Origin of the sequence: Georgenia satyanarayanai, assembly GCF_023715365.1 — a bacterium.
In the GTDB taxonomy this organism is placed as follows: domain Bacteria; phylum Actinomycetota; class Actinomycetes; order Actinomycetales; family Actinomycetaceae; genus Oceanitalea; species Oceanitalea satyanarayanai_B.
In genome coordinates, this window is the sequence record NZ_JAMBNZ010000005.1 from 140,664 (window position 1) to 166,418 (window position 25,755).

20 protein-coding genes are annotated in these 25,755 nt (G+C 74.3%); 11 read left to right on the top strand and 9 right to left on the bottom strand.

Annotated elements, in window-relative coordinates:
• Window positions 1-42: 42 nt before the first annotated feature.
• From hpf to mtrA, 5 genes are all read right to left on the bottom strand, one after another.
• Window positions 43-678 (bottom strand): ribosome hibernation-promoting factor, HPF/YfiA family, encoded by a 636-nt coding sequence (gene hpf, locus M3148_RS08410; RefSeq protein ID WP_251304226.1) that lies wholly within the window; start codon window positions 676-678, stop codon window positions 43-45.
• Window positions 679-875: 197 nt separating this feature from the next.
• Entirely contained in the window at window positions 876-1,661 is a 786-nt protein-coding gene (locus M3148_RS08415; RefSeq protein WP_251304227.1) for a ComF family protein, read from the bottom strand.
• 157 nt (window positions 1,662-1,818) lie between these two features.
• Entirely contained in the window at window positions 1,819-3,519 is a 1,701-nt protein-coding gene (locus M3148_RS08420; protein ID WP_251304228.1) for an LpqB family beta-propeller domain-containing protein, read from the bottom strand.
• On the bottom strand, window positions 3,516-5,168 hold the full coding sequence (mtrB, locus tag M3148_RS08425) for an MtrAB system histidine kinase MtrB (protein WP_251304229.1): 1,653 nt from the start codon (window positions 5,166-5,168) through the stop codon (window positions 3,516-3,518). The genes M3148_RS08420 and mtrB overlap by 4 nt, the downstream gene beginning before the upstream one ends.
• Window positions 5,165-5,848, bottom strand: coding sequence for an MtrAB system response regulator MtrA (mtrA, locus tag M3148_RS08430; RefSeq protein ID WP_251304230.1), 684 nt, complete (start codon window positions 5,846-5,848; stop codon window positions 5,165-5,167). The genes mtrB and mtrA overlap by 4 nt, the downstream gene beginning before the upstream one ends.
• Before the next feature lie 120 nt (window positions 5,849-5,968).
• Between mtrA and M3148_RS08435 the strand changes: the two genes are divergently transcribed.
• The 6 genes from M3148_RS08435 to M3148_RS08460 all read left to right on the top strand — a co-directional run bounded on the left by M3148_RS08435 (window position 5,969) and on the right by M3148_RS08460 (window position 12,307).
• Complete coding sequence (locus M3148_RS08435) at window positions 5,969-7,138, top strand: glycerophosphoryl diester phosphodiesterase membrane domain-containing protein (protein ID WP_251304231.1); 1,170 nt, start codon at window positions 5,969-5,971, stop codon at window positions 7,136-7,138.
• Window positions 7,135-7,797, top strand: coding sequence for a DUF4129 domain-containing protein (locus tag M3148_RS08440; RefSeq protein WP_251304232.1), 663 nt, complete (start codon window positions 7,135-7,137; stop codon window positions 7,795-7,797). Before M3148_RS08435 ends, M3148_RS08440 begins: the two co-directional genes overlap by 4 nt.
• Window positions 7,794-8,948, top strand: a complete 1,155-nt coding sequence (locus M3148_RS08445; protein ID WP_251304233.1) for a DUF4350 domain-containing protein — start codon at window positions 7,794-7,796, stop codon at window positions 8,946-8,948. Before M3148_RS08440 ends, M3148_RS08445 begins: the two co-directional genes overlap by 4 nt.
• Window positions 8,945-9,964 carry an AAA family ATPase gene (locus M3148_RS08450; protein ID WP_440136910.1) on the top strand — a complete coding sequence of 340 codons (1,020 nt, stop codon included), beginning with the start codon at window positions 8,945-8,947 and terminating at the stop codon, window positions 9,962-9,964. Before M3148_RS08445 ends, M3148_RS08450 begins: the two co-directional genes overlap by 4 nt.
• A gap of 154 nt (window positions 9,965-10,118) precedes the next feature.
• Window positions 10,119-11,411, top strand: a complete 1,293-nt coding sequence (locus M3148_RS08455; RefSeq protein WP_251304234.1) for a DUF58 domain-containing protein — start codon at window positions 10,119-10,121, stop codon at window positions 11,409-11,411.
• A 59-nt stretch (window positions 11,412-11,470) separates the two neighbouring features.
• The gene (locus M3148_RS08460; RefSeq protein WP_251304235.1) at window positions 11,471-12,307 is read left to right on the top strand and encodes a carbohydrate deacetylase; all 837 of its coding nucleotides are present in this window, start codon (window positions 11,471-11,473) and stop codon (window positions 12,305-12,307) included.
• Here M3148_RS08460 and M3148_RS08465 read toward each other — a convergent pair whose 3' ends face one another.
• Complete coding sequence (locus M3148_RS08465) at window positions 12,308-13,303, bottom strand: stage II sporulation protein M (RefSeq protein ID WP_251304236.1); 996 nt, start codon at window positions 13,301-13,303, stop codon at window positions 12,308-12,310.
• Between the two features lie 18 nt (window positions 13,304-13,321).
• Here M3148_RS08465 and M3148_RS08470 point away from each other — a divergent pair, with 18 nt between their 5' ends.
• A complete protein-coding gene (locus M3148_RS08470) occupies window positions 13,322-14,182 on the top strand; it encodes an RDD family protein (RefSeq protein WP_251304237.1) in 861 nt (286 codons plus the stop codon).
• A 401-nt stretch (window positions 14,183-14,583) separates the two neighbouring features.
• On the opposite strand, the gene M3148_RS08475 is transcribed toward M3148_RS08470, so the two are convergent.
• The 3 genes from M3148_RS08475 to M3148_RS08485 are packed head-to-tail and all read right to left on the bottom strand — an operon-like array spanning window position 14,584 to window position 19,194.
• Window positions 14,584-17,208 carry a multicopper oxidase domain-containing protein gene (locus M3148_RS08475; RefSeq protein ID WP_251304238.1) on the bottom strand — a complete coding sequence of 875 codons (2,625 nt, stop codon included), beginning with the start codon at window positions 17,206-17,208 and terminating at the stop codon, window positions 14,584-14,586.
• Between the two features lie 32 nt (window positions 17,209-17,240).
• Complete coding sequence (locus M3148_RS08480; RefSeq protein WP_251304239.1) at window positions 17,241-18,404, bottom strand: hypothetical protein; 1,164 nt, start codon at window positions 18,402-18,404, stop codon at window positions 17,241-17,243.
• Window positions 18,397-19,194 carry a helix-turn-helix transcriptional regulator gene (locus M3148_RS08485; RefSeq protein WP_251304240.1) on the bottom strand — a complete coding sequence of 266 codons (798 nt, stop codon included), beginning with the start codon at window positions 19,192-19,194 and terminating at the stop codon, window positions 18,397-18,399. Before M3148_RS08485 ends, M3148_RS08480 begins: the two co-directional genes overlap by 8 nt.
• 196 nt (window positions 19,195-19,390) lie before the next feature.
• Here M3148_RS08485 and M3148_RS08490 point away from each other — a divergent pair, with 196 nt between their 5' ends.
• The 4 genes from M3148_RS08490 to M3148_RS08505 all read left to right on the top strand — a co-directional run bounded on the left by M3148_RS08490 (window position 19,391) and on the right by M3148_RS08505 (window position 25,611).
• Entirely contained in the window at window positions 19,391-21,907 is a 2,517-nt protein-coding gene (locus M3148_RS08490; protein WP_251304241.1) for a glycoside hydrolase family 3 protein, read from the top strand.
• A 543-nt stretch (window positions 21,908-22,450) separates the two neighbouring features.
• Window positions 22,451-23,779 carry a quaternary amine ABC transporter ATP-binding protein gene (locus M3148_RS08495; protein WP_440136911.1) on the top strand — a complete coding sequence of 443 codons (1,329 nt, stop codon included), beginning with the start codon at window positions 22,451-22,453 and terminating at the stop codon, window positions 23,777-23,779.
• A complete protein-coding gene (locus M3148_RS08500; RefSeq protein WP_251304243.1) occupies window positions 23,776-24,642 on the top strand; it encodes an ABC transporter permease in 867 nt (288 codons plus the stop codon). Before M3148_RS08495 ends, M3148_RS08500 begins: the two co-directional genes overlap by 4 nt.
• Window positions 24,643-24,708: 66 nt before the next feature.
• Entirely contained in the window at window positions 24,709-25,611 is a 903-nt protein-coding gene (locus tag M3148_RS08505; RefSeq protein WP_251304244.1) for a glycine betaine ABC transporter substrate-binding protein, read from the top strand.
• The last annotated feature ends 144 nt before the right edge of the window (window positions 25,612-25,755 follow it).

The window sequence follows — 25,755 nt, forward strand, 5'->3', positions numbered from 1 at the left end:
GCGGGCCGCGACGTGTGCCGCGGCCCGCCGTCGTCGTGCTCGTCAGTCCTGGGCGTGCATCTCGTGGTTGAGCCGGATGATCCCGTACGTCCAGCCGTGGCGGTGGTAGACCACGCAGGGCTGCTTCGTCTCCTCGTCGATGAAGAGGTAGAACGGGTGGCCGACCAGCTCCATCTCGTAGAGGGCCTGGTCGACGGTCATCGGGGTGGCGTCGTGCAGCTTCTGGCGCACGATGACCGGCGAGTCCCCGAGCTGGGCCTCGACGGCGACCCCCGGCTCGGTGGGCGGGGTCGGCGCGCTGGGCGCCTCCTCCTCGAGGGCCTCGGGGAGGGTGTCAGGCATGGGCGCCGGCGCCTTCGCGGCGTCGCGCCGGTGGTGGTTCTTGCGCCGGTCGCGTGATCGGCGCAGGCGCTCCATGAGCTTCGTCGTCGCCATGTCCAGGGCGGCGTACCGGTCGTCCGCGGCGGCCTCCGCCCGGACGGTCGGGCCCCGGTCGATCACCGTGAGCTCCACGCGCTCGGCCTGGTCGGCCAGCCGGGGGTTCTGCTCCCGGGTGATCTCCACCTCGATGCGGTGCGCGCGGGGGGCGAGCTGCTCGACCTTCGAGAGCTTCTCCTCCAGGTGCGTGCGGAAACGCTCCGCGACCTCGGTGTTACGGGCAACAACGGCGATGTCCATGGTGACCTCCGTAGAGAGAGTGGAACCTAGTCGGCTCCTGGTGCGTCCCGCCTGCTGTGGCGGTTGAGGAAGCTGTCTGGCACCTCCTCTCCTCGGAGCTCGCGGACCTCCGGCAGCGACCGGCGGGGCGAGAGGGCGTCCATACATGAACGGTAGTCGAGGTTCGCTCCGGTGACCTGGGATGCCGGTCCCGCCCTCTACCGCGCGGGTGGCGGCGTCCGCCCCGGCGGCGGGGTGGCCGCGAGGACGAGCGCGCCCACCACGCGGGTGCCGGCGGCGACGAGCGCCCGCGCGCAGGAGGCGAGGGTGGAGCCGGTGGTGAGGACGTCGTCGACGAGGACGACGACGTCACCCGGCCCGGGACCGGCCAGCACCCGCACGGCGTCGCCCCGGTTGCGGGCACGGGCCCGGAGGCCGAGGCCCGACTGGTGGCGCCGGCCGCCGTGCCGCCGCAGGAGGTCCGCCGAGCGCACCGCCCGCCCGGGCGCGACGGCACCGGACGCGGCGATCCCGGCGGCGACGGCGTCGGCGAGGTCCCCGGCGACGAGCGCCCCGCGCAGCCGGCGCCGCAGCCCCGAGGGTGCGGGCACGACGACGACGGCGTCGGCGCCGTTCAGCACGAGGTCCGGGTCGTGCGCCCACACCCTCGCGCCGCGAGCGGCACGCTCGAGGAGCACCCGGGCGACGTCCGCCCGGCCGGTGCGCTTCCATGCGACGACGAGCCCGCGGACCGGGCCGGCGTAGTCGGCGAGGGACCAGACCGGAAGGAGCGGTCCGGCATCCCCGGGCAGGCAGAGCATGGGCGCGTCCCAGTCGCTGCGGACCGGGGTGAGGGAGACGAGCTCGCGGCAGGTGGGGCAGACCGCGACGTCCCAGGCCCCGCAGCCGGCGCAGTCCGCGGGCAGCACGAGGGCGAGCGCCTCCGCCAGGGCACGCGCCGAGCGGGCGGAGGGGGCGGGACGGCCGGACGAGGGGCGTGCCATGGCACCAGCGTGGGCCGGGACGGCCGGAGCCTGCCGGGCGCGGAGCGCCGAGGGCGCGTCCGGCCGCTCGACAGAGCTCTGTGGAGCAGCGGTGACCGGCCGGCGGGACGAGCCGTGGACGCGGGAGCCGGCTGTCGGCGGGGTGGTGGCCGGGGTGTCAGCCGGGGTAGGCGGGGTCGCGGACGTCGCTGGCGGTGAGGGTCCAGCCCAGGCCGTTGCGCTCGTACAGCTCCCCGGTCCCGGTCCCCACGAGAATCGTCCGGTCACCGGTGGCGGCGGTGAGCCGGGTGGCGTCCGCGACGGGCGGCAGGTCGGTGGTCGGCCCGCCGATCGTCACGAGGTGGACGGCCACGGCCGGCTCCCCGCCGCTCGTCCCGAGCACCCCGACCGTCTGCTCGTCCACCCAGGTGGCCGTGAGCGCGTCGGTGAGCGCCTCCCCCACGCGCACCGGGTCGCCCAGCGCGAGCGGCCGGGAGTCGGCGTCGCGCAGGACCGCGGCGACCTCGACGTGCGCGACGTCGTTGTTCCTCCGCACGACGACGGCGCGCGTGCCGTCCCGGGAGATCCGGACCGCGAGCACCTGGGCGCCCTCGAGCCAGCTCGCGTCCACCTCGGTGACGACGCCGTTGGGCTGGACCGCGCGCAGCCTGCCGTCCCCGGCGCGCGGCGTGGTCCACACCCAGCCGTGCCGGTCGACGGACGGCGGGATGAGGTTGCTGCCCGTGAGGAGCAGCGCCCCGCCGTCGTCCTCGCTGGGGAGGCGCACGAGGCGGTCGGTGCCGTCCAGGACCACGGGTCGCCCGGCCGAGTCGTCGTACGGGAGCGCTGGTGAGTGCGGGTCGTCGACGATCGCCGACTCGGGGAGCGGGAGGAGCTCGGAGCCGGTGAAGTGCTGCACCTGCCCCTCCGCGACGACCAGCGGGTTGCCGGTGACGTAGGGGTTGCGCAGCAGCTGGGGCGTCTCCACCTCGACGGGGAGCCGGCTGCCGCCCACCCGCACGTCGACCGTCTGGACCGCCGCGACGGTGCGCAGCGACTCCTGGATCTGGGCGACCATGAGGGCGCGCTGCGCCGGGTCGGCGGCCAGCGGCTCGGAGGTGAGGTCGACGACCGCGACGCCCTCGGCGACCGTGACGGAGTCCTCCCCCAGCCGGGTCCCGGTGGGCACGGCGGTGGTGACACCGCCGGCCAGCCACGGCGAGGGCCCCTCGAGCAGGTGGCGCACGATGAGCGTGGAGGCGCTTCGGTCCGGGTACCACCGCGCCTCGGGGACGAGCGCCTCGCCGTCGGGGCTGAGGAAGTAGAGCTTGTACTGGTCGTACTGGGCCTCGAAGACCACGGGCGAGACGAGGATGCCGTCGTCGAGGTCGACGATGCGCCACTGCCCGTCGGCGGTGCGGGCGAGGGTGAAGTCGAGCTCGATGACGGAGTCGGGCGAGGCCTCGGTGTAGCGGCCCTGGGCGTCGACGCTCGCGTCGGCCACGGCGCTGGCCCGGACGGCGCCGTCCTCGGCCTGCGAGTAGGTGATGTCGCGGGCGGTGTAGACCCGCACCTGGGCGCGCGGGTTCCACGTCTCGGCGGCCGGCCCGGCGAGGTACTCGCGGGCGACGGCGAACTCGTCGCCCGCACCGGCGGCCACGGCGCGGAGGAAGCCCTGGACGATCTGGTTGGCGGTCGCGTCCGGTGTGGGCCCGTAGGCGAGGAGGGCCACCGAGCTGCCCGCCTGCGGGACGGGGTCCGCGGCGTTGACCGGCCCGGAGTCGGGCAGGCTCACGCAGCCGGCGGCGGTGAGGAGGGCGGCCGTGACGGCGGCCGCGAGACGGGCGGCCACCCGGCGGCGCGTGGGCGCGGTGGTCATCGGCCCCCCAGGTTCTCGAGGTCGGGCACGGAGGTGGGGCCGGCGCCGTCGTCGGCGGGGGCGACCGGCGCCTCCCCCGGGTGGAGCGGGAGCGGGGAGGAGGAGATGACGAGACCGGCCCGCCGCGGCAGCGTGAGGCGGAAGGCGGCGCCCTCGTCCGGCCGGCCCCAGGCCTCCAGGGTGCCGCCGTGGAGACGGGCGTCCTCCAGGGAGATCGACAGGCCCAGGCCGGTGCCGCCGGTGGTGCGGGCGCGGGCCGGGTCGGCCCGCCAGAAGCGGTCGAAGACGTGGCTGGCGGCCTCCGGCGTCATGCCGGTGCCGTGGTCGCGGACGACGACGGCGACGGCGACCTCGTTGACGCCGACCTCGATGTCGATGGGCCGCCCCTCCCCGTGCTCGATCGCGTTGACGAGGAGGTTGCGCACGATGCGGTCCACGCGCCGCGGGTCCATGTCGGCAGTGCAGGGCCGGCCGGGGCCGGTGACGGTGACCCGTGAGCCGGTGCGCTCGGCGAGCGGCGCGGCCATCTCGACGGCGTGGGCGACGACGTCCTGCAGGTCGCGCTCCTCGACGTCGAGCAGCGCCGCCCCGGCGTCGAAGCGGCTGATCTCGAGGAGGTCGGCGAGCATCTGCTCGAAGCGGTCGAGCTGGGTCTGGAGCAGCTCGGCGGAGCGGCGCACGGCGGGGTCGAAGCTGTCCCGGTTGGCGTGGAGGACCTCGCTCGCCATCCGGATCGTCGTCAGGGGCGTGCGCAGCTCGTGGGAGACGTCGGAGACGAAGCGCTGCTGGAGGCGGGACAGCTCAGCCATCCGCTCGATCTGGTCCTGCAGGCTCTCGGCCATCTCGTTGAAGGTGCGCCCCAGGGTGGCGAGCTCGTCGTGCCCGTGGACGTCGAGCCGCTCGTCGAGGAGGCCGTCGGCGAGCCGCTCGGCCGTGCGCGCCGCCTGCCGCACCGGGCCGAGGACGCGCTGGGCGATGAACCACGTCATCGCGCCGAGGAAGATGAGCAGGACGACGGCCCCGGCGCTGAGCACCTGGATGACGAGGGTGAGGGTGTCCTCCTCCGGGACGAGGGTGTAGACGGTGTACAGCTCGTGGGTGCCGGCGACGGGGAGCGTCACCTCCGCGCCGACGATGATGCCCGGGCCCCCACCGGTGCTCAGCGGCAGGGAGATCGACTGCCAGTGCTGCCCGCCGGCCGCGACGGCCGCCCGCATCTCCTCGGTGAGGACGGCGCCGTCGAGGAGGCGCTCGGGGAGCACCGCGTCGTTGATGAGCACCTGGGCGGACTCCTCGGGGCTGCGCAGCAGCATGCTGCCGACGACCCCGCCGCCGCCCGCGCGGCTGCCCGCGACGAGGTTGTAGGCCAGCTCCTGGACCTGGGGGGCGGTGTTGGCGATCGCGGCGTCGAAGCTCTGCTGCGCCGAGCGGGTGCGGGCCGCGGCGTCGGCGAGGATCTCGTCGCGGCGCGCCTCGAACAGACCGTCGCGGATGGTGACGGTGACGACCGCACCGAGGAGGACGAGGGCCGCGACGCCGACGAGCACCGTCGTCGTCGAGACCCGCAGCCGCAGCGAGGAGCGCCAGCGGTCGACGACGCGACCGGCCCACCCGCGGGCGCCGGGCTCCTCCTGCGGCGCGGCCCTCACCGCTGCGTGCTGCCCGCCCGGTACCCGACGCCGCGGACGGTGACGACGACCTCGGGGTTCTCCGGGTCCTTCTCGATCTTCGCGCGCAGGCGCTGGACGTGGACGTTGACGAGCCGGGTGTCCGCGGCGTGCCGGTAGCCCCAGACCTGCTCGAGGAGCACCTCGCGGCTGAACACCTGCCAGGGCTTGCGGGCCAGCGCGAGGAGGAGGTCGAACTCGAGCGGGGTGAGCGCGATCGGCTCCCCGTTCCTCGTGACCTGGTGGCCGGCGACGTCGATGGCGAGGTCCCCGATGGTGAGGCGCTCGGTCTGCGGGCCGGTCGTGCGGCGCAGCCGGGTCTTGACCCGCGCGACGAGCTCCTTGGGCTTGAAGGGCTTGGGGATGTAGTCGTCCGCCCCGGCCTCGAGGCCCGCGACGACGTCGATGGTGTCGGACTTGGCCGTGAGCATGACGACCGGGACGCCGGACTCCGCGCGGATGAGCCTGCACACCTCGATGCCGTCGAGCCCCGGGAGCATGAGGTCGAGGAGCACGAGGTCCGGCTCCTCGGCGCGGAACATCTCCAGGGCCTGTGAGCCGTCGGGACAGGTGACGGTGTCGTAGCCCTCGCCCTGCAGCACGATGCCGATCATCTCGGCGAGCGCGGTGTCGTCGTCGACCACGAGAATTCGAGCGTTCATGCCCACTATCGTCGCACCCACGGCGCCGAATCCGGTGAGCCCCGGGCCATGTCGTGCACCACCGCCCCGGGCCGGCACCCGTCCGTGGCACGATGACCGCTACAGAGTGCGGAGGGATCGATGAGCCAGGAACCAGGCCAGCCAGAGCCGGCGTCCCAGCCCTTTGGTGTGCCCGCGCCCGGCCAGTACGGCCAGTACGGCCAGCCGCCGGTGCCACCGTCCGGGCAGGACGGCGCGCAGCCGGTCCCGCCCCCCGGTGACTACGGGCAGTACGGCCAGCCCCTCCCGCCGCCGGGGCAGTACGGCCAGTACGGCCAGTCCCCCGGGCAGGGCGGCTACTACGGCCCCGGCTTCGTCCCGGCGGCGGTGCAGCCCGGCATCGTCCCGCTGCGCCCGCTCACCCTCGGGGAGATCTACGACGGCGCCTTCCGCGCCATCCGCAGCAACCCGCTCGTGATGTTCGGGCTGGCGATCATCGTCGTCGGCCTCGGGGCCGTCGTCCAGCTCGCCTTCACCGCGGCGGCCTTCGGCCGGATCGAGCGTGCCGCCCAGGCGGGCGTCGTCGAGCTCGAGGCCTTCTTCAGCGTCGGGTCCATGGCCGGCGTGCTCCTCAGCTCCGCCGCCGTCAGCCTCGCCACCCTCGTCCTCGAGGGCCTGGCGATCCTCTCGGTCAGCGAGTCCGTGCTGGGCCGCACGATCACCCTGGGCGAGGTGTGGCAGCGGGCGCGGGGCCGCCTGTGGCGGCTCGTCGTCCTCTCCCTCCTCCTCGGCACCGCCGGGGTGGTGGCCGTCGTCGGGGCGACCGCGCTCGTCATCGCCCTCGCCGTCGCGCTCGCCGAGGTCTCCGGCGACGGCGTCCTCGTCCTCGTCGTCCTCGTGCCCCTCCTCCTCCTGCTCCTGGCCGGCATCCTCGCGTTCTTCGCCGTCCGGCTCATGCTCGCCACCTGCGTGATCATGCTCGAGGGGACCGGCGTCCTGGCCTCCATCGCCCGCTCCTGGCGCCTCACGCGCGGCAGCTTCTGGCGGCTCTTCGGGATCATGCTCCTCACCGTCGTCCTCGTGACGATCCTCGTGAGCATCCTGTCGGTGCCGTTCTCGATGCTCGGCACCGTCTTCGCGGTGCAAGGTGACATCACGCTGCCGCTCATCCTGTCCTCGATCGGTCAGCTCGTCGGCTCGGCGGTGTCCATCCCGGTCATGGCCGCCGTCCTCGCCCTCCTCTACATCGACGTGCGGATGCGCAAGGAGGGCCTGGACGTCGAGCTCGCCCGCGCGGCGCAGGGCGGATGAGCGCGCGGCTGGGAGTGCCCGTCGAGCCGGACGCGGACGAGGCGCGCCGCTGGGCGCAGGAGGAGCTCTCGCGCAGCGTCTACCATGACGAGCCGAACCTCCTCGAGCGCGCCTGGGCGTGGTTCCTCGAGCAGCTGCAACGGCTGGTCGAGCTCGACGTGAGCGCGCCGTCCGGGCTCGTGCCGCTCCTCGTCGTCGTCGGGGCCGCCGTCCTGCTCGTCGTCGTCCTCTACCTCGCGGGTCCCCTCCGGGCCCGCCGCCGTGGCGCGCCGGGCACCTCCCACGCCGTCTTCGACGACGCCGACGCCACGAGCGAGGACCTCACCGCCGCCGCCGACGCCGCGGCCCGGCGCCGCGACTGGGCACAGGCGGTCCTCATGCGCTTCCGCGCCGTCATCCGCTCCCTCGACGAGCGCGCGGTCCTCGACGACCGCCCGGGGTTCACCGCCCACGAGGCGAGCACGGCCGCCGCCCGCCTGCTGCCCGACTGCGCGGACGGGCTCGTGTGGGCCGGGCGTCTCTTCGACGACGTCTGCTACGGCTCGGCCACGCCCGGGCAGGGGGAGGACGCCCGCCTGCGCGAGCTCGCCGCCGCCGTCGCGCGCAGCCGGCCCGTCGGCCCGGTGGCCGTGGGCGCGACGTGGGCCGCGGTGCGATGAGCACGGAGGTCCTCGCGCAGGAGACGCCCGTCCGCAGCCGGCGGCCGGTGCTGTTCCTCGTCGTCGCGGCGCTCGTCGCCGTCGCCGCGGTGGTCGCGATCGTCGTCGGCCGCGGGTCGACGTCCGCGGTGCCGCTCGCCCCGGACAACCCGCAGCCGGCCGGCGCGCAGGCCGCCGCGACGATCCTGCGCGAGCAGGGCGTGCGGGTCCGCACCGTCTCGACGACCGCCGACGCCATCCGGGTCGCCGGGCCCGGCGCCACCCTGCTCGTCACGGCCACCGGGCGGCTCGACGACGACCAGCTCGCCGCCGTGCGCGACACCGGCGCGGACCTCGTCCTCGGCCAGCCCACCTTCCTGCCCGACCTCGAGCCGCTCACCGACCGGGTCGAGCCCTCCCCCGTGGGCAGCGACGTCCCCGTCGCCGCCGCGTGCGCGGACCCGGACGCGACGGCCGCCGGCACCCTGTCCCGCAGCGTCGGCGGTGTCGTAGCCCGGGGCGACGACGTCGAGCTCTGCTTCCCCACCGCCGAGGACGCCGGTGCCCTCGCCACCTGGGAGCAGGACGGCCGCGACGTCGCCGTGCTCGCCGACGCCACCCTGCTGAGCAACGAGCACCTCGCCGACGCCGGCAACGCCGCCCTCGTGCTGCGCCTGCTCGGCGGCAACGAGCAGCTCATCTGGTACCTGCCGACCGTCGGGGACACCGTGGGCGACGACGGCGCCGGTGGCACGGCCGCACTCGTCCCGCCCACCGTCCGGGTGCTGGGCCTGCAGCTGCTCGTGCTCGCCGTCGTCGTCGTCCTGTGGGGCGGGCGGCGGCTGGGGCGGGTGGTGACCGAGCCGATGCCCGTCGTCGTGCGCTCCGCGGAGACCACCCTCGGGCGGGGGCGGCTGTACCGCCGTGCCCGCGACCACGCCCACGCGGCGGCCGGGCTGCGCGCCGGCTGCGCCACCCGGGTGGCCGCCCGGCTCGGCGTACCGCCCTCGGCGCGGGCCGAGGTCCTCGTCGCCGCCGTCGCCCGCGCCACCGGGCGCGAGGAGGCCGCGGTCGGCTCACTCCTGTACGGCCCACCACCGACGTCCGACGCCGGGCTCACCCGACTCACCCGCGAGCTCGACACCCTGGAAAGCGAGGTCCACCCGTCGTGAGCACCCCCAGCCCCCAGCCCCTGCCGCCGCAGGCGCCCGTCCCGCCGCCGCCCCCCGCGCCGGCGCCCGACTCCCCGCGTGCCCGGCTGGCCGCGCTCCGCCAGGAGGTGGGCAAGGCCGTCGTCGGTCAGGAGGCGGCGGTGACCGGCCTCGTCATCGGGCTGCTGTGCCGCGGCCACGTCCTGCTCGAGGGCGTGCCCGGGGTGGCCAAGACCCTCCTCGTGCGCACGCTCGCGGCGAGCCTGGACATGGCCACGACCCGCATCCAGTTCACCCCCGACCTCATGCCCGGTGACGTCACCGGCTCCCTCGTCTACGACTCACGCACCGCGGAGTTCTCCTTCCGTGAGGGCCCCGTCTTCACCAACCTCATGCTCGCCGACGAGATCAACCGCACGCCCCCGAAGACGCAGGCCTCGCTCCTCGAGGCGATGGAGGAGCGGCAGGTGTCGGTCGACGGCCGGCCGCGCCCACTGCCCGACCCCTTCATGGTCGTCGCCACCCAGAACCCGGTCGAGTACGAGGGCACCTACCCGCTGCCCGAGGCGCAGCTGGACCGCTTCCTCCTCAAGCTCCTCGTCCCGCTGCCCGAGCGCAGCGACGAGATCGAGGTGCTCAACCGGCACGCGCACGCCTTCGACCCGCGTGACCTTGCCGGGGCGGGCGTGCGCCCGGTCGCCGGGCCGGCGGACCTCGCCGCCGCCCGCGAGGAGGTCGCCCGCGTCCAGGTCGCGCCCGAGGTGCTCGGCTACGTCGTCGACATCTGCCGGGCGACCCGCACCTCGCCGTCGCTCTCCCTGGGCGTGTCCCCGCGCGGGGCGACGGCGCTGCTCGCCACCGCGCGCGCGTGGGCCTGGCTCACCGGCCGCGACTACGTCACCCCGGACGACGTCAAGGCGCTCGCGCACGCGACCCTGCGCCACCGCGTCCAGCTGCGCGCGGAGGCCGAGCTCGAGGGCGTGACCGCCGAGACCGTCCTGGACGGCGTGCTGCGCACCGTCCCCGTCCCCCGCTGACCGTCGTCATGTCCAGCCCCCGCTTCGCCGACAGCTGGATCGCGCCCGCACGCCCCCAGCCCTCGTGCCGACAGCCGGATCTCGCCCGCGCGTGCCACCGCCTCTCCCGCCGACAGCCGGACCCAGCCCGCGCGGTGCCGGCGAAGGAGTCGACATGGCGCTGACCCGGCGCGCCGTCCTTGTCGCCGCCGCCGGCCTCCTTCCGGTGCTGCTCGTCCCGCGCACGACGACCGTGGTCGCGTGGGTGGCGCTGCTCGTCCTGGCGGTGGTCGCCGACCTCGTCCTCGCCGCCTCGCCGCGGGCCCTGCGGCGCGAGCGGCAGGTCCCGCACTCGGTGCGGCTGGGCGAGCCGGCGACGTCGACGCTCACCGTCGTCAACACCGGCAGCCGCCCGGCGCGGCTGCTCGTGAGGGACGCGTGGGTGCCCTCGGCGGGGGCGGAGCGCAACCGGCACCGCCTCACGGTGCCCGCCGGCGAGGCGCGGCGGGTGCGGACCGCGCTGCGCCCCACCCGGCGCGGTGACCGGGAGGCCGATCTCGTCACGCTGCGCTGCCACGGGCCGCTGGGCCTCGCCGCCCGGCAGCGTTCCCTGCCCGCCCCGGCGCGCCTGCGGGTGCTGCCGGCCTTCACCTCCCGCCGCCACCTGCCCTCCCGGCTGGCCCGCCTGCGCGAGATGGACGGCCGCGCCGCCGTCCTCGTCCGCGGCGAGGGCACCGAGTTCGACTCCCTGCGCGAGTACGTCATCGGCGACGACGCGCGCGCCATCGACTGGCGGGCGACCGCCCGCGGCGGTGACGTCGTCGTGCGGACGTGGCGGCCCGAGCGTGACCGCCGCGTCCTCATCGTCGTCGACTCCTCCCGCCTCTCCGCGGCGCGGCTCGGGGAGGCGCCCCGGCTGGAGGCGCAGATCGAGGCGGCGCTCCTGCTCGCCGCGCTCGCGTCGCGGGCCGGTGACCGGGTGGACGTCGTCGCCGTCGACTCCACCGTTCGGGCGCGGGTCTCGGGTGTGCAGGGGCCCCGGCTCATGTCGGCGCTCGCGGAGGGGCTCGCGACGGTCGAGGCCTCCCTCGTCCAGGTGAGCTGGCCGACGGTGACCCAGGTGGTGCGCGACACCCTCTCCCAGCGCTCGCTCGTCGTCCTCCTCACCGCGCTCGACACCGCCGCGGTGATGTCGGACCTGCTGCCCGTCGTCGGGGCGCTGACCCGGGACCACCAGGTGGTGCTCGCCTCCGCCGCGGACGCCGAGGCCGAGGAGATCCGCCGCCGGCGCGGCACGAGCGAGGAGGTCTTCGACGCCGCGGCCGCCGAGCGCGCCGGCCTGGAGCGGGCGGCCGCGGCGGCCCGGCTGCGGCGGCGCGGCGTCGAGGTCGTCGAGGCGACACCGGACGACCTCCCCCCGGCCCTCGCCGACACCTACCTCGCCCTCAAGGCCGCCGGACGCCTGTAGCGCCGCCCCCGCCGGGGGACGGGGTGCGGGCGCCGGGCGACCGCCCTACCGTGAGCATCGTGAAGCGCCAGCTCGTCATCACGGCGGACGACCTCGGGGCGGACGCCGACATCAACGCCACCATCGTGGACCTCATGCTCGACGGGCTGGTCTCGGCTACTACCCTCATCCCGGTTGCGCCGGCCGCCGAGGACGCCGTCCGCCGCCTCCGCGCCGCGGGTCTGGACGAGCCTCGACTCCACGTCGCCCTGTCCACCGGCCACGAGTGGGCCGGGTGGCGTCCCCTGGCCGCGGGCGTCGACTCGCTCACCGACCCCGACGGCGCGCTCCCGGTCCAGGGAGGCGTCGCCGAGCACCGGGCCATCCCCGCAGACGTCGCCCGCGAGATGGCCGCCCAGCTCGGGTGGATGCGGTCCGCGGGCCTGCGTCCCCGCGCCCTCGACTCCCACTCCGGCACGCTCTACGGGCTGCACGGGCGCTCGCTCGCGGACACCGCCGTCGACTTCTGCGCCGCCCACGGGCTCGACTTCCGGCTGCCGCGGCGGCTCGGGCCGGTGCTCGGGATGGCGGCGCGCGGGCTGCGGACGGCCCACCGCGGAGCGGTGGCCCGCGCCGACGAGCTCGGTGTGCGGCTGCCCGAGGTGCTCATCAGCGCGTGGCTGCCGGGCCGGCTGACGCTGAGCTACCCGCAGCTGCGCGCCGAGGTCCTCTCCCAGCTGCGGCGCCTGCCGCCGGGGACGTCGGAGCTCATGGTGCACCCGGCGTCCCGGTCGGCCGCGGCGCGGCTGCCGGCGGCGGACGGCCGCAAGCGCCTGTGGGAGCTGCGGCTCCTGCGCGACCCCGTCTTCCACCGCACCCTGCGACGGGAGGGCATCACGGTCGTCCCGGCGTGGTGATCAGCCCGCCTGGGCGAGGGCGTGCCCGGCGAGGTCCTCCTCGAGGTCACCGGTCTCCCCCGCCCGCACGGCGCGGCGGCCCAGGACGAGGGTGTAGGCCCAGTAGACCGCGAGCACGAGGGCGCCGATGGCGATCTTGAGCCAGGTGGGCAGGCCCGACGGGGTGACGAAACCCTCGACGACGCCGGACACCGCGAGCACGAGGACGAGCCCCAGCGCGACGGTGAACAGCGAGCGGCCCTCCTCCGCCAGGGCCCGCGAGCGTGTCCGCGGCCCCGGCGCCACCCACGCCCAGAAAAGCTTGAGGCCCGCGCCGGCGGCGATGAAGATCGCGGTGAGCTCCATGAGCCCGTGAGGCAGGATGAGGCCGAAGAAGACGTCGAGGTGCCCGTGGGCGGCCATGACGCCCCCCGAGGCCCCGACCCCGACCGCGTTGGCGAGGAGCACGTAGGCGGGGAAGAAGCCGGTGATGCCCAGGGCGATGCACTGCGCGGCGATCCACGCGTTGTTCGTCCACACCTGCCCGGCGAAGTCGCCGGCGGGGTAGTTGGAGTAGTAGGCCGCAAAGGCCTCCTCCGCGTACTGCTCGAGCTCGGCGGGCGAGCCCATGGACGCGAGCGCCGCCGGGTTGGTCGCCACCCACCAGCCGCTCACGGCGCCGACGATGACGAAGGCGAGGCCCACCCACACCGTCCACCAGCGCACCCGGTAGAACGCGGCGGGCAGCGAGAGGAGGAAGAAGCGGGCGATGTCGGACAGCCGCGCCTCGTGGGCGCCCGCGATCCGGCCGCGGGCGGTGGCGAGCAGGCCGGAGAGCTCGGAGACGAGCAGCGGGTCGGGCGCGGACGTGCGCAGCGCGGACAGGTGACCGGCCGTGGCCTGGTAGAGAGCGACGAGCTCGTCGCTCTGCGCGCCGGTGAGCCGGTGCCGCGTGGACAGCGCGCGCAGGCGCTCCCACTCCGGGCGGTGCACGGCCGCGAAGGCGTCGATGTCCACGCGGGTACCCTGCCACACATGACCACGCACGCGGCGCACTCCGCAGGCCGTGCACTGCAGGCGGCGCAGCTGGCCGACGACCTCATCATCACCGGTGAGGCCGTGGCGCTGGAGGTCCGTCCCGCCGCCTTCCTCCTGCGCGTGGTCAGCGGGCTCATCGACGCCGCTGCCTACGCGGCCGTGCTCGTCGCCCTCGCGGTCGGTGTCCTCGGCCGCCTCGCCGACGTCAACGAGGCCCGAGTCTCGATGCTGTCGATCGCGACGATCGCCGGGATCGTCGTCGTCGCGCCCACCGTGGTCGAGACCCTGAGCCGGGGGCGTTCCCTGGGCAAGGTCGCCACCGGCATCCGCATCGTCCGTGACGATGGGGGTCCCATCCGGATGCGGCACGCCTTCATCCGCGCCCTCACCGGCTTCGGGGAGCTGTGGCTGACGGCCGGCTCCGTGGCTGTGATGACGGCGCTCCTCAACGGCCGCGGCAAGCGGCTGGGTGACCTGCTCGCCGGCACCTACGCCGTGCGGACCCGGGGCGCGGACCGCAAGGCGCCGCCGCTCCTCATGCCGCCCGAGCTCGAGGACTGGGCCCGTACCGCCGACATCCGCGCCATGCCCGACGGCGTGGCGCTGGCCGCGCGCCGCTTCCTCGACCGCACCGGCACCCTCGACCCTGCCTCACGCGAGCAGTTGGGCCGCCAGCTCGCCGCCCGGGTGGAGCCGCTCGTCGCCCCGCCACCGCCGTGGGGCACCCACCCCGAGCGGTTCCTCGCGGCGGTGCTCGTCGCCCGCCGCGACCGTGAGTACGCCGTGGGCCTGCGTGCGCGTGAGGCCCTCAGGGCGACCACCGCCGAGCTGCGCCGCCTGCCCTTCCAGCTGGGATGAGCGCGGCCGTGCTGATCCGGGTCCCGACGACGCGCCACGAGGGCCAGGACGGAGGATGACAAGGCGAACCGGCTGGAGCCGCTGCTGCCCGCGGCGCCCGTCGTCCCATGCCGGGTCCCACGGTCACTGAACCCTGGTGGTCGGACCACCCGAGCTGCAGGCCCGTGACGGGCCGCCCGGCCCGCCCGTAGATCATCTGGGCCGTGGCGCTCGATGACCCCCGAGATCGTGCTCGAGCACCTCCTTCAGCCTGCGGCCGTCACACATCGCTGCCTCCCGTCGTCGTCGGTGCTGACGACGCTAGGGGCGGGCGGTGACGGACGGCCGGGCCGGAGGCGCGCCCTGGGGACGGGCCGTCCGCGGCGCGGTGACGTGGAGCGACGCCGCCGCGCCGGGGTGCCCTACTCGGTGACCCGGAGGATCCCGTGGGCGCCGCGCTCGGCGTCGACCATCGCGTGGGAGACGAAGGGGTAGTGGCCGGCCTCGGGCATCTCGAGCTCGACGAAGCCGCCCTGGGCGGGCACGAGCGGCAGGACCTGCGCCCCGCCGCTCGGGCCACCGACCTCGGCGGGCCCGCCGAGCCGGTAGTCGCCCTCGCTCCACACCGTGTCGAACTGCCCGCCGACGACGTGGAAGGCGGAGCCCCGGTTCGGCCCGGCCGCGAGGACCCACACTCGCACCCGCTCTCCGACGCGGGCGGTGAGCGGCTCGTGGTCGTACTGGTTCGCGTAGCCGTTGAAGACGACGAGGTCCGGCCGCTCGTCCGCGATCGCCTCCGCGTCGGCCGTTCCGCCCATGTCACCGAGGTAGACCTCGGACTGCACGAGGACGTACTCGCGGTCCACCGGCTCGAGGCCGGGCGGGTCGATGATGACGGCGCCGAACATGCCCTGGGCGATGTGCATCGACATCGGCGCGGTGGAGCAGTGGTACATCCAGATGCCCGCCCGCTCGGCGGTGAACCGGTAGACGAGCGACTCCCCCGGCGCGATCGTGCGCATCGGCTCGTCGGGGGCCAGCGCCCCGGCGTGGAAGTCGATGGAGTGGCCGATCGTGCCGTCGTTGACGAGCGTGATCTCGAAGACGTCACCGACCGTGCCGCGCAGCGTCGGTCCGGGAGCCGTGCCGTTGAAGGTCCACAGCTCCTGCTCGACGCCGGGTGCCACCTCCGCGGTCACCTCACCGACCGTGAGGGTGACCTCGTGGAGCTCGCCAGCGGGGGCCGGGGGCAGCTCCGCCGGGTGGGCGCTGAAGTCCTCGGAGGGCTCGGCGCGCAGGTCGAGGTGGTCGCGGGCAGGGTCGGCGGACGACGACGGCGCGTGGTCGTCGTGCGCGCTGTCCCCGGCGTCCCCTGCGGCCGTGCCGGGAGCCGCCCCGACGGCGACGACGTCGAGGGTCATCCCCATCTGCCGGTGCCCGGCGACCGAGCACCAACCCCCGACGTCGCGCCCGACGACGCCGAGGTCCACCTCGACGGTCTCCCCCGCCGACATCCGCCCCGAGCGGGCGCCGTTGTCCAGGACGAGGTCGTGGACGTCGTCGTCGGTGTTGACGAGCTCGATGACGAGCCGGTCACCGGCGGGGACCTCGACGACGTCGGGGACGAAACGCATGTCCTGGGCCTCCACGCGCACGATGGTCGTGCGGCCGGTAGCGGCCACGTCGTCGTCGGCGGGGCCGCCGGTGAAGCCGGCGGCGGCCGGGTCCCCGGCCACCCCGAGGACGACCGCGAGCGCCACCGCTCCGGCGCCGTACAGCGCGCCGAGGCGGCGCGGGACCGGCGGCGGCCCGGTCCGGATCGAGGCAGCGATGACCGCCCCGGAGCTCTCCCGCTCCGCCTGGCGGCGCGCCCACAGCGCCCGCCCGAGGAGCACGAGGAAGGAGGCCAGCCCGGCGAGCCCGAGGAGGGAGGTCGTCACGCGCACGAGGCTGGGCAGCGGGAGGACGAAGAGGAGCAGGCTGAGGTTGACGACGACGATCCGGGCGCCCGCGGCACGGTCCATCTCCTCGTTGACGCGGCGGACCACGCGCGGGCCGCCGCCGAGCATGACCGGCGCGAGGTAGCTCAGCGCCCCGAGGAGCACCTGTGCCGCGAAGCCGGCGGCGTAGGGAGCGGCGAGGATGCCGAGGCTCTCGCGGAGGATGGCCCAGTCCGGCGCCGTCGCGGCGAGCACGGCGAGGGTGGCGAGGCAGCCGACCAGCCAGCACACGGCCATCGTCGCACTCAGGGTGGCGTAGCTGCGCGGGGGCTTGCCACGGGCGATGGTGACCATCGGCCGGACGACGAGGACGACGCCGGTGAGGTAGAGGGCGACGGCGAGGACGACGAGCAGGCGCAGATCCGTCGCGGCGGCCAGCCAGATGACCGCGAGGCCCGCGACGAGGACGACCATCGCGCGGCGGGCGGCCAGCGGGGCGCCGGGGGCCATCTTCGTACGCAGCATCGTGGGCCACAGGACGACGAGCGTGCCGAGCACGGTGAGACCGACCCAGCCGAGGAGCATCGTCGTCGTGTGCGCGGTGTAGAGGCGGCCCTCGACCTCGGCCGAGGGCGTCGTGCGCGCGAGCATGACGCCGAGCCACACGCCGACGGCCAGGCACAGCCCGGCGCACACGTAGAAGAGGGACAGCGCACCGAAGCGGGCCATGAGCGCGCCGCGGCGCTGGAGGAGGATGACGACGACATGGGTGAGCGCGACGAGCGTGATCCCCACACCGCCGACGACGACGAGCGGCCACCGGTTCGTCGCGATGCCGACGATGACGAGGACCGCCGAGACCGTGTGCACGCCGAGCCGGACGAACGTCAGCCCCTGCCCGCCGGGCGCGGGCCGGCCGAGGAGGGTGTCGGCGAAGTGGGCGGACCAGATGAGGATCGCCGTCGTCACCGCGCCGAGCAGCGTGAGGTGGACCATGAGGTAGTTCGCCTCGGGGATCCACCGGTGGGCGACGGCCACGACGAAGGCGGCGAGGAACCAGGCGACGACGAGCGCGTTGACCTTGACGTGCCATGGCCGGCGGGCCATCGGCGGGCGGCTGGAGGTTGGTCGGCCGATGTTCATGAGGTCGCTCCGGTGGTCGTGGTGGCAGTGTCGTAGCGAGCGCCCGACGACGGCACGGACGGCGCCGTCGTCGTCCTGCGTGCGATGAGCGCGGACCAGGCGGCGACGGCGACGAAGAGCAGGACGGCGGCGATGTTGCCGACGCCGCCGCCCTGGACGGCCCAGTCGAGGTCGCGCGCGTCGCCCACGGCGAGGCGGAGGGCGAGGGAGGTGTGGAGCAGCGCCGCGGGCACGATGAAGGCCCGCCGGTAGGGCAGCGGCCGGCGCAGCACGGCCGGCATGATGACCGGCGCGTGGGCCATGATCATCGAGATGACGAAGCCGAGGAACAGGGCGTGGGCGGCGGCGTCGTAGGCACGGCCCTGGACCTGGCCACCGAGCGTCCAGACCGCGCCGGCCACGGCGAGCCACACGTAGCCGGCGAGCAGGCAGACGGCGATGAAGCGCGGCAGCCCGGTGGACCGCACGGTGCGGCGGGCGACGTCCTTGACGGCGAGCCACAGGGCGGCGGCGACGAGCGCCAGGCCGAGGAGCGTGAAGCCGGCCTCGGGCACGAGGAGGGAGACGACGGCGGCGACGAGGACGGCGACGGCGACGCCCTGGGCAATGGTCGCGTCCCGGGGGCTCAGCGCGCCGAGGCGGGCCAGCTCGAGGCGCTCGCCGAAGATCGTGAGGACGAGGTAGCCGACGAGCCACGGCATGATCCCGGGCACGGGGACGCCGCCGAGCCACAGGGCGGCCGAGGCCACGGCCATGAGCTGGCCGAGGACCTGGACGGCGACGGCGGCGGCCGGCTGGCGCGCGTAGAGGGAGCGGTAGACGAGGAGGCCGCCGAGCTGGCCGGCCAGGACGAGGCCGGCGCCGACCTCCTCGGGCAGGACCGAGACGGTGGCGACCACGCCGAGGCCGTTGAGGGCCGGGGCGAGGTAGCCCCAGCCGCGGCCCAGGGCCACGGAGCGCTCCAGGCCGATGACCGTGCCGACGAAGCCGAGCACCATGAGCGGGCCGTGGACGTCGGCGAGGCGGGCGCCGACGAGGACGTGGGGCAGCCCGAGGAGCGCGAGGGCGGCGTCCAGGCCGGCGAGGAGGGCGAGCCCGCCGAGGAGGAGGAAGGGCAGCCGGAAGGAGGTGCGGGTGAGGACACCGCGGCCGTCACTCATCGTCGACCGCCGGCGGGGCGATCCGCAGCAGGCAGGCGCCGGGCTCGGCGAAGGCCTCGAGGGTGACGCGCTCGGGTGCGACACCGTCGTGAGCGAGGAGCTCTCGGGCCATGCCGAGGTGGCTCGTGCACACGATGTCCGGGTGCTCGCGGGCCAGGTCGAGGACGGGGCAGCGGCGCAGTCGCTGGGTGTAGCCGCCGCCGGGCTCCGCGGTGGTGCGACAGTCGAAGCCGGCGCGGTCGAGCAGCTCGCCCAGGCGAGTGACCGAGTCACGGAGCGCGGCCGGGTCCTCCGGGGCGGTGAGGCGCGCCGCCTCGGCCGGTGCTGCGCCGTCGACGGGTGCACCGCCGAGGCTGGTGAGGGCGAGGCGGGGGCGGTCGATGAGCTCGCGCTTACGGATGGCGCGCCCCCAGTCACGCCCGGCCTCCAGCGCCTGGGCGGCGCGCGCATCCCTGTCCGGGACGGCGCGGGCGAGGGCGCTGATGAGGACCTCCGCGAGCACGGCGTACTCCGGGCCGGCGGGGGTGGCGGCGAGCGTCGCGCGATACAGCGCGGCGGGGCGCCCGCGCCCGGCCGAGTGGCGCAGCGTGCGCTCCGTGAGGCCCGCGCGCACCAGGGCGTCGAGGTGCTCACGGACGGTGTTGGGGTGCTGCCCAAGCGCCTGGGCGAGCTCAGCCACGGTGCGCCGCCCGCCGAGCTCGAGGAGCGCGTCGAGCGTCGTCCGGCGCGCCGGGGACAGGTCCTCGCGGGCCCGACCACGTGCCGGCAGCGGTCCCAGTACTTTATCCACGGGGTCCACCGTGCTATCTCCCCACCCGCCCGACCCGGGACCTTCGGCCTTGGTCTAGACCAGGACGTGACCTGCACCACGATGCTGGCGTAGGGTGGTCGCGGCAGGTCTTTCCTCGGCGCACGGATGCGCGAAAAGAGTTGCCGCGCGAGGTCTCGCGCGTGATCGTTGACGACTCACACCCACTGGAGGAACGTTGTCCACAAGAACCGCCGGCGCCCGCGCGGGCGTCGCCACGGCCCTCGGGGCGGGGATGCTGCTCGCGTCCACCGTCCCCGCGGTCGCCACGTCCGCACCGGACTCGGCGAACCCGATCGACCACATCGTCAACGCCATGACGGTCGACGAGCTCATCGGCCAGATGACGTGGACCTACGTCTACGGCAACTCCGCCGACGACGCCTCGATGGCCGTGCAGAACCAGGCACGCTACGGCGTCGACACCCCTCGGGAGGTCGTCGAGAAGTTCGACCTCGGCGGCGTCCTCTACTTCGCCTGGTCCAACCCCGGCATCGTCAACGACCCCGAGCTCGCCGCCGGGCTCTCCAACGGCCTGCAGGCCGTCTCGGTCGGCGACGAGGCCTCCGGGATCCCGCTCGCCACGACGATCGACCAGGAGGGCGGCATCGTCGCCCGCATGGGTGCACCGATGACGGTGCTCCCCGGGAACATGGCGCTGGGCGCCACCTTCGACGTCGCGCTCGCCCGCGCCCAGGGCGAGATCCTCGGCTCCGAGCTCGCCGCCGTCGGCGTCAACGCGGACTTCGCGCCCGTCGTCGACGTCAACACCAACCCGGCCAACCCGGTCATCGGTGTGCGGTCGCTGGGTGAGGACCCGCAGAACGTCGCCACGCTCGGCGTCGCCCAGATCGAGGGCATGCAGTCCCAGGGCGTCGGTGCCGCCGCCAAGCACTTCCCCGGCCACGGCGACACCGAGACCGACTCCCACACCGGCCTGCCGATCGTCACCTACGACCGTGCCACCCTCGACCAGCACCTCGTGCCCTTCGAGGCGGCCATCGACGCCGGCGTCGACATGATCATGACGGCGCACGTCATCGTCGAGGAGCTCGACCCCGAGATGCCCGGCACCCTCTCCCCGGAGGTCCTCACCGGCCTGCTCCGTGAGGATCTCGGCTTCGACGGCCTCATCACCACCGACGCCCTCGACATGGCTGCCCTCAAGCAGCTGCCGGACAACCCGCTCGACGACGGCGACATCGCCGTCCTCGCCATCCAGGCCGGCTCGGACATCCTCCTCATGTCCCCCGACGTCCCGGCGACCTTCGAGGCCGTCAACGCGGCCGTCGAGTCCGGGGACATCACCCGCGAGCGCCTGGAGGAGTCGGTCACCCGCATCCTCGAGTGGAAGGTCGAGCGCGGGGTGTGGGAGGAGGACCCGAGCGTGCCGGTGGACGAGGTGATGGACGTCGTCGGCAGCGCCGTGCACACCGCCACCGCCCAGGAGATCGCCAACCGGTCGGTCACCCTGCTCCGCAACGAGGGCGACCTCCTCCCGCTCGACGACGGCCAGTCCGTCTTCGTCACCGGCTGGGGCCAGAGCGGCGTGCCGTACCTCGCCCAGGCCTTCACCGACCGTGGCGTGGAGACCGACCACCTCTACACGGCGAACTTCCCGACCGCTGAGCAGATCGCCGCGGCCGCCGCGGCCGCCGAGGGCCACGACGCGATCGTCCTCATGACCCACACGCCGGCCAACGCCGCTCAGACGCAGACCCAGCGCGACCTGCTCGCCGCGCTCCAGGCGACCGAGATCCCCGTGGTCCACGTCCCGGTCCGCAACCCCTACGACGTCGCGTGGGAGAACCCCGCACCGGCGCAGCTCGTCACCTACGGCTACCAGCGCCCGTCGCTGCAGGCCGTCGCCGATGTCGTCCTCGGCGCCGTCGAGCCGACCGGCAAGCTGCCGGTCAACGTCCCGACGGCCGAGGGCGAGGGAGTGCTGCACCCGATCGGCTTCGGCCTCGGCTACGAGGACGAGGAGCCGCAGCAGCCCGCTCAGCGGTACGGCTTCTTCCTCACCAACGGCTGGAGTGGCGGCGACGCCGACTACGCCTTCCAGTACGGCCGGTACACCGACGAGGTCCTGGTCGGTGACTGGGACGGGGACGGGCGAGACTCGATCACCGTGCGGCGCGGCAACCAGTACTTCGTCAACAACGCCCCCACCGGCGGGCCGGCGGAGCGCGTCCTCACCTACGGCAAGGCCGACGACGTCGTCCTCGTGGGTGACTGGAACGGGGACGGCACCGACACCCTGGCCGTGCGCCGCGGGGCGACGTACCACGTGAAGAACTCCCTGCGCGGCGGAAACGCCGACCTCGTCGTCACCTACGGCCGCGAGGGCGACGCCGTCGTCGTCGGCGACTGGGACGGCGACGGCCGCGACACCTTCGCCGTGCGCCGCGGGAAGGTCTACCACGTGAAGAACGCGATCGCCGGTGGCAACGCTGACGTCGTCTTCGCCTACGGGCGCGAGTCCGACGCCGTCCTCGCCGGTGACTGGAACGGCGACGGCCGCGACACCTTCGCCGTGCGCCGCGGCCGCGACTACTACGTGTCCAACACGCTGCGTGGTGGCCCGGCCGAGCAGGTCATGAGCTACGGCCGCGAGGGCGACGAGGTGTTCGTCGGTGACTGGGACGGCGACGGCCGCGACAGCATCGGCGTGCGCCGCACCCCCGCCGCCTGACCCACGGCACGCCGCGAGGCCCCGCACCACACGGTGCGGGGCCTCGTGCGTGGACGTCCGGGCTGCGCCGCACCGAGGAGGTGCTGCGAGCACACCTTCGACGCGACGGTCCGGCCGCCACCCCGGGGGGAGGACGACGGCGCCACTCCCCGGCGCTCCGTCGCCGGTGCCCTCGGGCTCGTCGTGACGCTCGCCACCGGCGCGCCCGTGTCCCGCGGCGAAACGTCCCGCGAACTGAGACATCGCATCTCACGTGGACGCCGAAAAGGGGCAGCACAACAGTCCCGGACCGTTATGTCTGTCACAGTTCAGTAACGTTTATGCGGCTGGTAAAGCACCAGGTCAGCGCGTGGTTATCGGCGGCCCAGCGCAGCGATTGAGCGCCTCGAGAAGGCCTCAGGTGGTGGCCTGGCGTTCGTTTCGGTGGCATGGTGGATGGCCGTTCCCCAAACCGTCCCCAGTTTGCGATGCCCGCCGTCAGGTGCGGCGATCGTGAGCGGTCACGGTGCTGCGTGCACCGCGACCAACCCGAGCCGCAGTGAGGTGAGCGTGAGCGCGCTACGCGCAGAGAACGTGTACAAGGTCTTCGGACGCCGGTCCCAGGAAGCCGTCAGACGGCTGCGGGCCGGTGCGAGCCGTGACGAGGTCAAGCCCATGGGCACGGCCGCCGTCATCGACGCCTCCTTCGAGGTGCAGCCCGGCGAGACCTTCGTCGTCATGGGCCTGTCGGGCTCCGGCAAGTCGACCCTCATCCGGATGCTCAACGGCCTGCTCACTCCCACGGCCGGCCGCGTCGTCATCGGCGACCAGAGCATCACCGACGTCTCCCCGGCGGAGCTGCGCCAGATCCGGCGCACGAAGATCTCCATGGTCTTCCAGCACTTCGCCCTGCTCCCCCACCGCACGGTGCTCGACAACGTCGCCTACCCGCAGGAGATCCGCGGGATGGCCAAGGCCGAGCGGCTCGCCAAGGCGCAGGAGGCCGTCGCGATGACCGGACTCGCCGGCTGGGAGGACTCGCTGCCCGCGCAGCTGTCCGGTGGCATGCGCCAGCGCGTGGGCCTGGCCCGCGCCCTGGCGGCGGACACCGACATCCTGCTCATGGACGAGGCCTTCTCCGCCCTGGACCCGCTGATCCGCCGGGAGATGCAGGAGCAGCTCGTGGAGCTGCAGTCCAAGCTCGGCAAGACGATCGTCTTCATCACCCACGACCTCAACGAGGCGATGTTCCTCGGTGACCGGATCGCCGTCATGCGCGACGGCCGGGTCGTCCAGATCGACACCGCCGAGCAGATCCTCGCCCAGCCGGCGGACGACTACGTCGCCAAGTTCATCGCCGACGTCGACCGCTCCCGCGTCATCACCGCCGGTGCGCTCATGCGGCGGCCGATCTCCGTCGTCCAGCTCGGCGGCGGGCCCGGTGTGGCCCTGCGCGAGCTGGAGGCCACCCAGGGCTCGGCGGCCTACGTCGTCGACCGGCGGCGCGTGCTCCACGGCACCGTCCACGACCAGGACCTCCTCGCCGCCCAGCGCCGCGGGGACCGGACCCTGGAGTCGGCCGTGCGTCCGGACACCTCCGCCGTGTCCCCCGACACCCCGCTGTCGGACATGTTCGCCCCCGCGGCCGAGGCCCGGCTGCCGCTCGCCGTGACCGACGCGGACGGACGCCTCGTCGGCGTCGTCCCCCGCGTCTCGATGCTCGAGGCGATGGTCCCGCCGACCGCGGACGACGAGAGCCCCGACGTCACCGCCGAGCAGGAGCCCGCGCCCGCGCCGGCACCGGCACCGGCACCGGACGTCACCGCCCCCGGCGGGAACGAGGCGACCTCCGCCGTCCCCGTCCAGACCTCGGCGAAGGGTGAGGCCCGATGAACGACTTCCGCATCCCCGTCGGTGACTGGGCCGATGCCGCCGTCGACTGGCTGACGAGCAACCTCTCGGGCCTCTTCGGTGTCATCGCCGACGTCCTGCGCTGGCTGTTCGACCTGGCCCAGCTGGCCTTCGCCACCCCGCCATTCTGGGTGGTCATCCTCGTCCTCGCGGCCGTCGCGTTCTTCGCCAAGAGCTGGAAGCTGGCACTGGCGACGATCATCGGACTCCTGCTCATCGTCGGAATGAACCAGTGGGACCAGGCGATGGCCACGATCGCGCTCGTCGTCGTCGCCTCGCTCATCGCCACCGTCATCGCGATCCCGCTGGGGATTTGGGCGGCCCGCAGCGGCACGGTGTCGACGGCCCTGCGACCGGTGCTCGACTTCATGCAGACGATGCCGGCGTTCGTCTACCTCCTGCCCGCCGTCCTTCTCTTCCGGGTGGGCGTGGTCCCCGGCATCGTCGCGACGATCGTCTTCGCCGCCGCTCCCGGCGTGCGCTTCACCGAGCTCGGCATCCGGCAGGTCGACCGCGAGGTCGTCGAGGCCGGCCACGCCTTCGGCGCCACGCCCGGCCGTATCCTGCGCCAGGTCCAGCTCCCGCTCGCGCTGCCGACGATCATGGCCGGCATCAACCAGCTCATCATGCTCTCGCTGTCGATGGTCGTCATCGCCGGCATGGTCGGGGCCCCCGGCCTCGGGCAGCCGGTGGTCCAGTCGCTGCAGAGCGTCAACATCGGCCTGGGCGCCGAGGCAGGGCTCTCCGTCGTCATCCTCGCGATGTACCTCGACCGCGTCACCTCCGCCCTCGGCGACCGTGCCCCGGTCTCCCGGGCCCTCAAGGTCCGCGCCGCCGAGGACTGACCCACCGCCACTCACGACACCGATCCTCCACGACACGACGTGAACGTCACACGAAAGGGACACCACATGAAGATCACCCGACGCAGCGGGGCCGTCATCGCCTCCGCCACCGCCCTGGCCCTCACGCTCGCCGCCTGTGGCAGCGACACCGACGGCGGCTCCGAGGACACCACCGGTGCGGACGCCGGCCCCATCACCATCGGCATCCACTCCGGCTGGGAGGAGGGCATCGCCGTCTCCCACCTGTGGCAGCACATCCTCGAGGAGCAGGGCTACGAGGTGGAGATGGAGACCGCGGACGCCGGTGTCGTCTTCACCGGCCTCGCCCAGGGCGACTACGACGTCAACTTCGACACCTGGCTGCCCGCCACCCACGGCCACTACATCGAGGAGTACGGCGACGACCTCGCCGAGCTCGGCACCTGGTTCGAGGAGGCCCCGCTGACCATCGCGGTCAACGAGGACGCCCCGATCGACTCCCTCGCCGAGCTCGCCGACAACGCCGACCTCTTCGACAATCGGCTCATCGGCATCGAGTCGGGCGCCGGCCTGACAAAGATCACCCAGGAGCAGGTCATCCCGACCTACGGCCTGGACGGCATGGACTACCTCATCTCCTCCACCCCCGCCATGCTCACCGAGCTCAGCGCGGCGGTCGACGCGGGGGAGAACGTCGTCGTCACCCTGTGGCGGCCGCACTGGGCCTACGACGCCTTCCCGATCAAGGACCTCGAGGACCCCGAGGGCGCCCTCGGCGAGCCTGACGACATCTACGCCTACGGCAACGCCGACTTCGCTGACACCTACCCGGACGTCGCGAAGTGGATCGCCGGCTTCCAGCTGGACGACGAGCAGCTCCACTCGCTCGAGAACATCATGTTCAACGAGATGAACGGCGAGGACAACGACGCCGCGGTGGACCAGTGGGTCGAGGAGAACCAGGAGTTCGTCGACTCCATCACCGGCTGACCAGCCCGCAGGAACAGCTCAGCTCTCGGCGACGGGGGAGGGGGCCCGCACGGGCCTGCCCCTCACGCCGAGAGCTGAGCTGTTCCGGGGCCGAGTGGCGCGCGTGCGGCGCACCCGGCGTACAGTCGGGAGGCCGTGGACGGC

What these genes read in the sequence shown, in the direction of transcription:
- M3148_RS08445 (WP_251304233.1), top strand. Translation starts at nt 7,794, where the DNA reads ATGAGCACGGAGGTCCTCGCGCAGGAGACGCCCGTCCGCAGCCGGCGG.
- M3148_RS08505 (WP_251304244.1), top strand. Translation starts at nt 24,709, where the DNA reads ATGAAGATCACCCGACGCAGCGGGGCCGTCATCGCCTCCGCCACCGCC.
- mtrA (WP_251304230.1), bottom strand. Translation starts at nt 5,848, where the DNA reads ATGAACGCTCGAATTCTCGTGGTCGACGACGACACCGCGCTCGCCGAG.
- M3148_RS08435 (WP_251304231.1), top strand. Translation starts at nt 5,969, where the DNA reads ATGAGCCAGGAACCAGGCCAGCCAGAGCCGGCGTCCCAGCCCTTTGGT.
- M3148_RS08470 (WP_251304237.1), top strand. Translation starts at nt 13,322, where the DNA reads ATGACCACGCACGCGGCGCACTCCGCAGGCCGTGCACTGCAGGCGGCG.
- M3148_RS08420 (WP_251304228.1), bottom strand. Translation starts at nt 3,519, where the DNA reads ATGACCACCGCGCCCACGCGCCGCCGGGTGGCCGCCCGTCTCGCGGCC.
- M3148_RS08455 (WP_251304234.1), top strand. Translation starts at nt 10,119, where the DNA reads ATGGCGCTGACCCGGCGCGCCGTCCTTGTCGCCGCCGCCGGCCTCCTT.
- M3148_RS08500 (WP_251304243.1), top strand. Translation starts at nt 23,776, where the DNA reads ATGAACGACTTCCGCATCCCCGTCGGTGACTGGGCCGATGCCGCCGTC.
- M3148_RS08480 (WP_251304239.1), bottom strand. Translation starts at nt 18,404, where the DNA reads ATGAGTGACGGCCGCGGTGTCCTCACCCGCACCTCCTTCCGGCTGCCC.
- hpf (WP_251304226.1), bottom strand. Translation starts at nt 678, where the DNA reads ATGGACATCGCCGTTGTTGCCCGTAACACCGAGGTCGCGGAGCGTTTC.
- M3148_RS08475 (WP_251304238.1), bottom strand. Translation starts at nt 17,208, where the DNA reads ATGGCCCGCCGGCCATGGCACGTCAAGGTCAACGCGCTCGTCGTCGCC.
- M3148_RS08415 (WP_251304227.1), bottom strand. Translation starts at nt 1,661, where the DNA reads ATGGCACGCCCCTCGTCCGGCCGTCCCGCCCCCTCCGCCCGCTCGGCG.
- M3148_RS08440 (WP_251304232.1), top strand. Translation starts at nt 7,135, where the DNA reads ATGAGCGCGCGGCTGGGAGTGCCCGTCGAGCCGGACGCGGACGAGGCG.